The organism is Capnocytophaga felis, from assembly GCF_009684755.1.
Classification (GTDB): Bacteria; Bacteroidota; Bacteroidia; order Flavobacteriales; family Flavobacteriaceae; genus Capnocytophaga; species Capnocytophaga felis.
Genome location: NZ_BLBC01000037.1, coordinates 1 through 5,365, shown reverse-complemented (window position 1 = coordinate 5,365; position 5,365 = coordinate 1). Strand labels below are relative to the sequence as shown.

The following is a 5,365-nucleotide window of genomic DNA, read 5'->3' as shown; positions in this document are numbered from 1 at the left end:
TGGCGCATAATCTCGGAAACCTGCTGTTGCTTGGAAAGATTGGTGTTTTCCATAATAGACGCAACGCGAGCAGTAGACTCCTTCTGTTGATAAGCAAGCATCTCATTTTGTGCATATACCTGGTCTTTCGTATTCTGGCGTGAAGTCGCCGACTGAATGCCAGCAATCTCTTTTTGAGTCTCATTTTGCATCTCGGCAATCTCTTTCTGATTGTCCAGTTGCATTTTAGTAAGCTCTTTTTGATTCTCAAATCCGGCGTCAACCATACCAGCAGAGGAAGCATCAGCACCAGCACGCTCCCAAGCATTAAGCTCAGGAAATGCAGCAGCAAGATAATCACGAGTATCCTTTCCTTTATCAGCGGCAGACTTGCCACCAAGTCCAACCAAATCAAGCAACTTATCAGAAACGGCAGAAGTGCCAGCCTGCAACGTACCTTCAAGAAGTCCTTTACCAGCTTTAGCCATAGCACCAGAAACAAAACTAGGGACGGCCTCATCAGGGTTAGGAACATTAGAGCCTTGAATGGCAGATTTAATACCAGCATCACCCATGCCTACAGTATTGTTATCGGTAGCAAGCACATCACCTTGAATGCCACCGGAGGCGGCTTTTTGACCGCCTCCAAACAATTTAGACATGGCGCCACCAGCAAGAGCAGAAGCAATACCGCCAGCAATAGCACCAAACATAAATCACCTCACTTAAGTGGCTGGAGACAAATAATCTCTTTAATAACCTGATTCAGCGAAACCAATCCGCGGCATTTAGTAGCGGTAAAGTTAGACCAAACCATGAAACCAACATAAACATTATTGCCCGGCGTACGGGGAAGGACGTCAATAGTCACACAGTCCTTGACGGTATAATAACCACCATCATGGCGACCATCCAAAGGATAAACATCATAGGCAGTCGGGAGGGTAGTCGGAACCGAAGAAGACTCAAAGCGAACCAAACAGGCAAAAAATTTAGGGTCGGCATCAAAAGCAATATCAGCACCAACAGAAACAACCTGATTAGCGGCGTTGACAGATGTATCCATCTGAATGCAATGAAGAAAACCACCATTACCAGCATTAACCGTCAAACTATCAAAATATAACGTTGACGATGTAGCTTTAGGTGTCTGTAAAACAGGTGCCGAAGAAGCTGGAGTAACAGAAGTGAGAACCAGCTTATCAGAAAAAAAGTTTGAATTATGGCGAGAAATAAAAGTCTGAAACATGATTAAACTCCTAAGCAGAAAACCTACCGCGCTTCGCTTGGTCAACCCCTCAGCGGCAAAAATTAAAATTTTTACCGCTTCGGCGTTATAACCTCACACTCAATCTTTTATCACGAAGTCATGATTGAATCGCGAGTGGTCGGCAGATTGCGATAAACGGTCACATTAAATTTAACCTGACTATTCCACTGCAACAACTGAACGGACTGGAAACACTGGTCATAATCATGGTGGCGAATAAGTACGCGTTCTTGCAAATCACCAGAAGGCGGTTCCTGAATGAATGGGAAGCCTTCAAGAAGGTGATAAGCAGGAGAAACATACGAAGGCGCATAACGATACCACTGACCCTCAGCAATCTTAAACTTCTTAGACGAATCACCAGAACGGAAAACATCCTTCATAGAAATTTCACGCGGCGGCAAGTTGCCATACAAAACAGGGTCGCCAGCAATATCGGTATAAGTCAAAGCACCTTTAGCGTTAAGGTACTGAATCTCTTTAGTCGCAGTAGGCGGAAAACGAACAAGCGCAAGAGTAAACATAGTGCCATGCTCAGGAACAAAGAAACGCGGCACAGAATGTTTATAGGTCTGTTGAACACGACCAGAAAACTGGCCTAACGACGTTTGGTCAGTTCCATCAACATCATAGCCAGATGCCCAGAGATTAGAGCGCATGACAAGTAAAGGACGGTTGTCAGCGTCATAAGAGGTTTTACCTCCAAATGAAGAAATAACATCATGGTAACGCTGCATGAAGTAATCACGTTCTTGGTCAGTATGCAAATTAGCATAAGCAGCTTGCAGACCCATAATGTCAATAGATGTGGTAGAAGTCGTCATTTGGCGAGAAAGCTCAGTCTCAGGAGGAAGCGGAGCAGTCCAAATGTTTTTGAGATGGCAGCAACGGAAACCATAACGAGCATCATCTTGATTAAGCTCATTAGGGTTAGCCTCGGTACGGTCAGGCATCCACGGCGCTTTAAAATAGTTGTTATAGATATTCAAATAACCCTGAAACAAATGCTTAGGGATTTTATTGGTATCAGGGTTAATCGTGCCAAGAAAAGCGGCATGGTCAATATAACCAGTAGTGTTAACAGTCGGGAGAGGAGTGGCATTAACACCATCCTTCATGAACTTAATCCACTGTTCACCATAAACGTGACGATGAGGGACATAAAAAGTAAAAATGTCTACAGTAGAGTCAATAGCAAGGCCACGACGCAATGGAGAAAGACGGAGAGCGCCAACGGCGTCCATCTCGAAGGAGTCGCCAGCGATAACCGGAGTAGTTGAAATGGTAATAAGACGACCAATCTGACCAGCAAGGAAGCCAAGATGGGAAAGGTCATGCGGCATACGCTCGGCGCCAGTTTGAATATTAGACATAATTTATCCTCAAGTAAGGGGCCGAAGCCCCTGCAATTAAAATTGTTGACCACCTACATACCAAAGACGAGCGCCTTTACGCTTGCCTTTAGTACCTCGCAACGGCTGCGGACGACCAGGGCGAGCGCCAGAACGTTTTTTACCTTTAGACATTACATCACTCCTTCTGCACGTAATTTTTGACGCACGTTTTCTTCTGCGTCAGTAAGAACGTCAGTGTTTCCTGCGCGTACACGCAAGGTAAACGCGAACAATTCAGCGGCTTTAACCGGACGCTCGACGCCATTAATAATGTTTTCCGTAAATTCAGCGCCTTCCATGATGAGACAGGCCGTTTGAATGTTGACGGGATGAACATAATAAGCAATGACGGCAGCAATAAACTCAACAGGAGCAGGAAAGCGAGGGTATCCTACAAAGTCCAGCGTACCATAAACGCAAGCCTCAACGCAGCGACGAGCACGAGAGCGGTCAGTAGCAATCCAAACTTTGTTACTCGTCAGAAAATCGAAATCATCTTCGGTTAAATCCAAAACGGCAGAAGCCTGAATGAGCTTAATAGAGGCCAAAGCGGTCTGGAAACGTACGGATTGTTCAGTAACTTGACTCATGATTTCTTACCTATTAGTGGTTGAACAGCATCGGACTCAGATAGTAATCCACGCTCTTTTAAAATGTCAACAAGAGAATCTCTACCATGAACAAAATGTGACTCATATCTAAACCAGTCCTTGACGAACGTGCCAAGCATATTAAGCCACTTCTCCTCATCCAACGCGTCAGTTTTTGACAGAATCGTTAGTTGATGGCGAAAGGTCGCAAAGTAAGAGCTTCTCGAGCTGCGCAAGGATAGGTCGAATTTTCTCATTTTCCGCCAGCAGTCCACTTCGATTTAATTCGTAAACAAGCAGTAGTAATTCCTGCTTTATCAAGATAATTTTTCGACTCATCAGAAATATCCGAAAGTGTTAACTTCTGCGTCATGGAAGCGATAAAACTCTGCAGGTTGGATACGCCAATCATTTTTATCGAAGCGCGCATAAATTTGAGCAGATTTGTCGTCACAGGTTGCGCCGCCAAAACGTCGGCTACAGTAACTTTTCCCAGCCTCAATCTCATCTCTCTTTTTGCGTTCTGCTTCAATATCTGGTTGAACGGCGTCGCGTCGTAACCCAGCTTGGTAAGTTGGATTAAGCACTCCGTGGACAGATTTGTCATTGTGAGCATTTTCATCCCGAAGTTGCGGCTCATTCTGATTCTGAACAGCTTCTTGGGAAGTAGCGACAGCTTGGTTTTTAGTGAGTTGTTCCATTCTTTAGCTCCTAGACCTTTAGCAGCAAGGTCCATATCTGACTTTTTGTTAACGTATTTAGCCACATAGAAACCAACAGCCATATAACTGGTAGCTTTAAGCGGCTCACCTTTAGCATCAACAGGCCACAACCAACCAGAACGTGAAAAAGCGTCCTGCGTGTAGCGAACTGCGATGGGCATACTGTAACCATAAGGCCACGTATTTTGCAAGCTATTTAACTGGCGGCGATTGCGTACCCGACGACCAAAATTAGGGTCAACGCTACCTGTAGGAAGTGTCCGCATAAAGTGCACCGCATGGAAATGAAGACGGCCATTAGCTGTACCATACTCAGGCACACAAAAATACTGATAGCAGTCGGCGTGTGAATCATTAGCCTTGCGACCCTCGGCAGCAAGAACCATACGACCAATATCACGAAAATAGTCACGCAAAGCATTGGGATTATCATAAAACGCCTCTAATCGGTCGTCAGCCAACGTGAGAGTGTCAAAAACGATAAACCAACCATCAGCATGAGCCTGTCGCATTGCATTCATCAAACGCTGAATAGCAAAGCCTCTACGCGATTTCATAGTGGAGGCCTCCAGCAATCTTGAACACTCATCCTTAATACCTTTCTTTTTGGGGTAATTATACTCATCGCGAATATCCTTAAGAGGGCGTTCAGCAGCCAGCTTGCGGCAAAACTGCGTAACCGTCTTCTCGTTCTCTAAAAACCATTTTTCGTCCCCTTCGGGGCGGTGGTCTATAGTGTTATTAATATCAAGTTGGGGGAGCACATTGTAGCATTGTGCCAATTCATCCATTAACTTCTCAGTAACAGATACAAACTCATCACGAACGTCAGAAGCAGCCTTATGGCCGTCAACATACATATCACCATTATCGAACTCAACGCCCTGCATACGAAAAGACAGAATCTCTTCCAAGAGCTTGATGCGGTTATCCATCTGCTTATGGAAGCCAAGCATTGGGGATTGAGAAAGAGTAGAAATGCCACAAGCCTCAATAGCAGGTTTAAGAGCCTCGATACGCTCAAAGTCAAAATAATCAGCGTGACATTCAGAAGGGTAATAAGAACGAACCATAAAAAAGCCTCCAAGATTTGGAGGCATGAAAACATACAATTGGGAGGGTGTCAATCCTGACGGTTATTTCCTAGACAAATTAGAGCCAATACCATCAGCTTTACCGTCTTTCCAGAAATTGTTCCAAGTATCGGCAACAGCTTTATCAATACCATGAAAAATATCAACCACACCAGAAGCAGCATCAGTGACGACATTAGAAATATCCTTTGCAGTAGCGCCAATATGAGAAGAGCCATACCGCTGATTCTGCGTTTGCTGATGAACTAAGTCAACCTCAGCACTAACCTTGCGAGTCATTTCTTTGATTTGGTCATTGGTAAAATACTGACCAGCC

At 44.7% G+C, this 5,365-nt stretch carries 8 protein-coding genes and 1 pseudogene; all 9 read right to left on the bottom strand.

Features of this window, described 5'->3' with window-relative positions; translation table 11 throughout:
- Positions 1-692 (bottom strand): hypothetical protein (locus GN105_RS13200; RefSeq protein WP_155285777.1); only part of this gene is annotated, 692 nt, incomplete at its 3' end.
- Between the two features lie 8 nt (positions 693-700).
- Positions 701-1,228: a hypothetical protein gene (locus GN105_RS13195; protein WP_000487867.1), complete on the bottom strand. Its 528-nt coding sequence runs from the start codon at positions 1,226-1,228 to the stop codon at positions 701-703.
- 110 nt (positions 1,229-1,338) lie between these two features.
- Positions 1,339-2,622 (bottom strand): major capsid protein, encoded by a 1,284-nt coding sequence (locus GN105_RS13190; protein WP_000065572.1) that lies wholly within the window; start codon positions 2,620-2,622, stop codon positions 1,339-1,341.
- 36 nt (positions 2,623-2,658) lie between these two features.
- Entirely contained in the window at positions 2,659-2,775 is a 117-nt protein-coding gene (locus GN105_RS13185) for a phage DNA packaging protein J (protein WP_000033471.1), read from the bottom strand.
- Complete coding sequence (locus GN105_RS13180) at positions 2,775-3,233, bottom strand: scaffolding protein D (RefSeq protein WP_000084700.1); 459 nt, start codon at positions 3,231-3,233, stop codon at positions 2,775-2,777. Before GN105_RS13180 ends, GN105_RS13185 begins: the two co-directional genes overlap by 1 nt.
- A complete protein-coding gene (locus GN105_RS13175) occupies positions 3,230-3,469 on the bottom strand; it encodes a phage DNA packaging protein C (RefSeq protein ID WP_016670801.1) in 240 nt (79 codons plus the stop codon). Before GN105_RS13175 ends, GN105_RS13180 begins: the two co-directional genes overlap by 4 nt.
- Entirely contained in the window at positions 3,402-3,554 is a 153-nt protein-coding gene (locus GN105_RS13170) for a hypothetical protein (RefSeq protein WP_435988044.1), read from the bottom strand. The genes GN105_RS13175 and GN105_RS13170 overlap by 68 nt, the downstream gene beginning before the upstream one ends.
- The gene (locus GN105_RS13165) at positions 3,487-5,028 is read right to left on the bottom strand and encodes a replication endonuclease (protein ID WP_000252566.1); all 1,542 of its coding nucleotides are present in this window, start codon (positions 5,026-5,028) and stop codon (positions 3,487-3,489) included. The genes GN105_RS13170 and GN105_RS13165 overlap by 68 nt, the downstream gene beginning before the upstream one ends.
- A gap of 63 nt (positions 5,029-5,091) precedes the next feature.
- A pseudogene (locus GN105_RS13160) lies at positions 5,092-5,365 on the bottom strand (hypothetical protein); the annotation flags it as partial.

Bases quoted from the DNA above. Each gene is read 5' to 3' on its own strand.
- GN105_RS13195 (WP_000487867.1), bottom strand. From the start codon at position 1,228: ATGTTTCAGACTTTTATTTCTCGCCATAATTCAAACTTTTTTTCTGAT.
- GN105_RS13190 (WP_000065572.1), bottom strand. From the start codon at position 2,622: ATGTCTAATATTCAAACTGGCGCCGAGCGTATGCCGCATGACCTTTCC.
- GN105_RS13185 (WP_000033471.1), bottom strand. From the start codon at position 2,775: ATGTCTAAAGGTAAAAAACGTTCTGGCGCTCGCCCTGGTCGTCCGCAG.
- GN105_RS13180 (WP_000084700.1), bottom strand. From the start codon at position 3,233: ATGAGTCAAGTTACTGAACAATCCGTACGTTTCCAGACCGCTTTGGCC.
- GN105_RS13165 (WP_000252566.1), bottom strand. From the start codon at position 5,028: ATGGTTCGTTCTTATTACCCTTCTGAATGTCACGCTGATTATTTTGAC.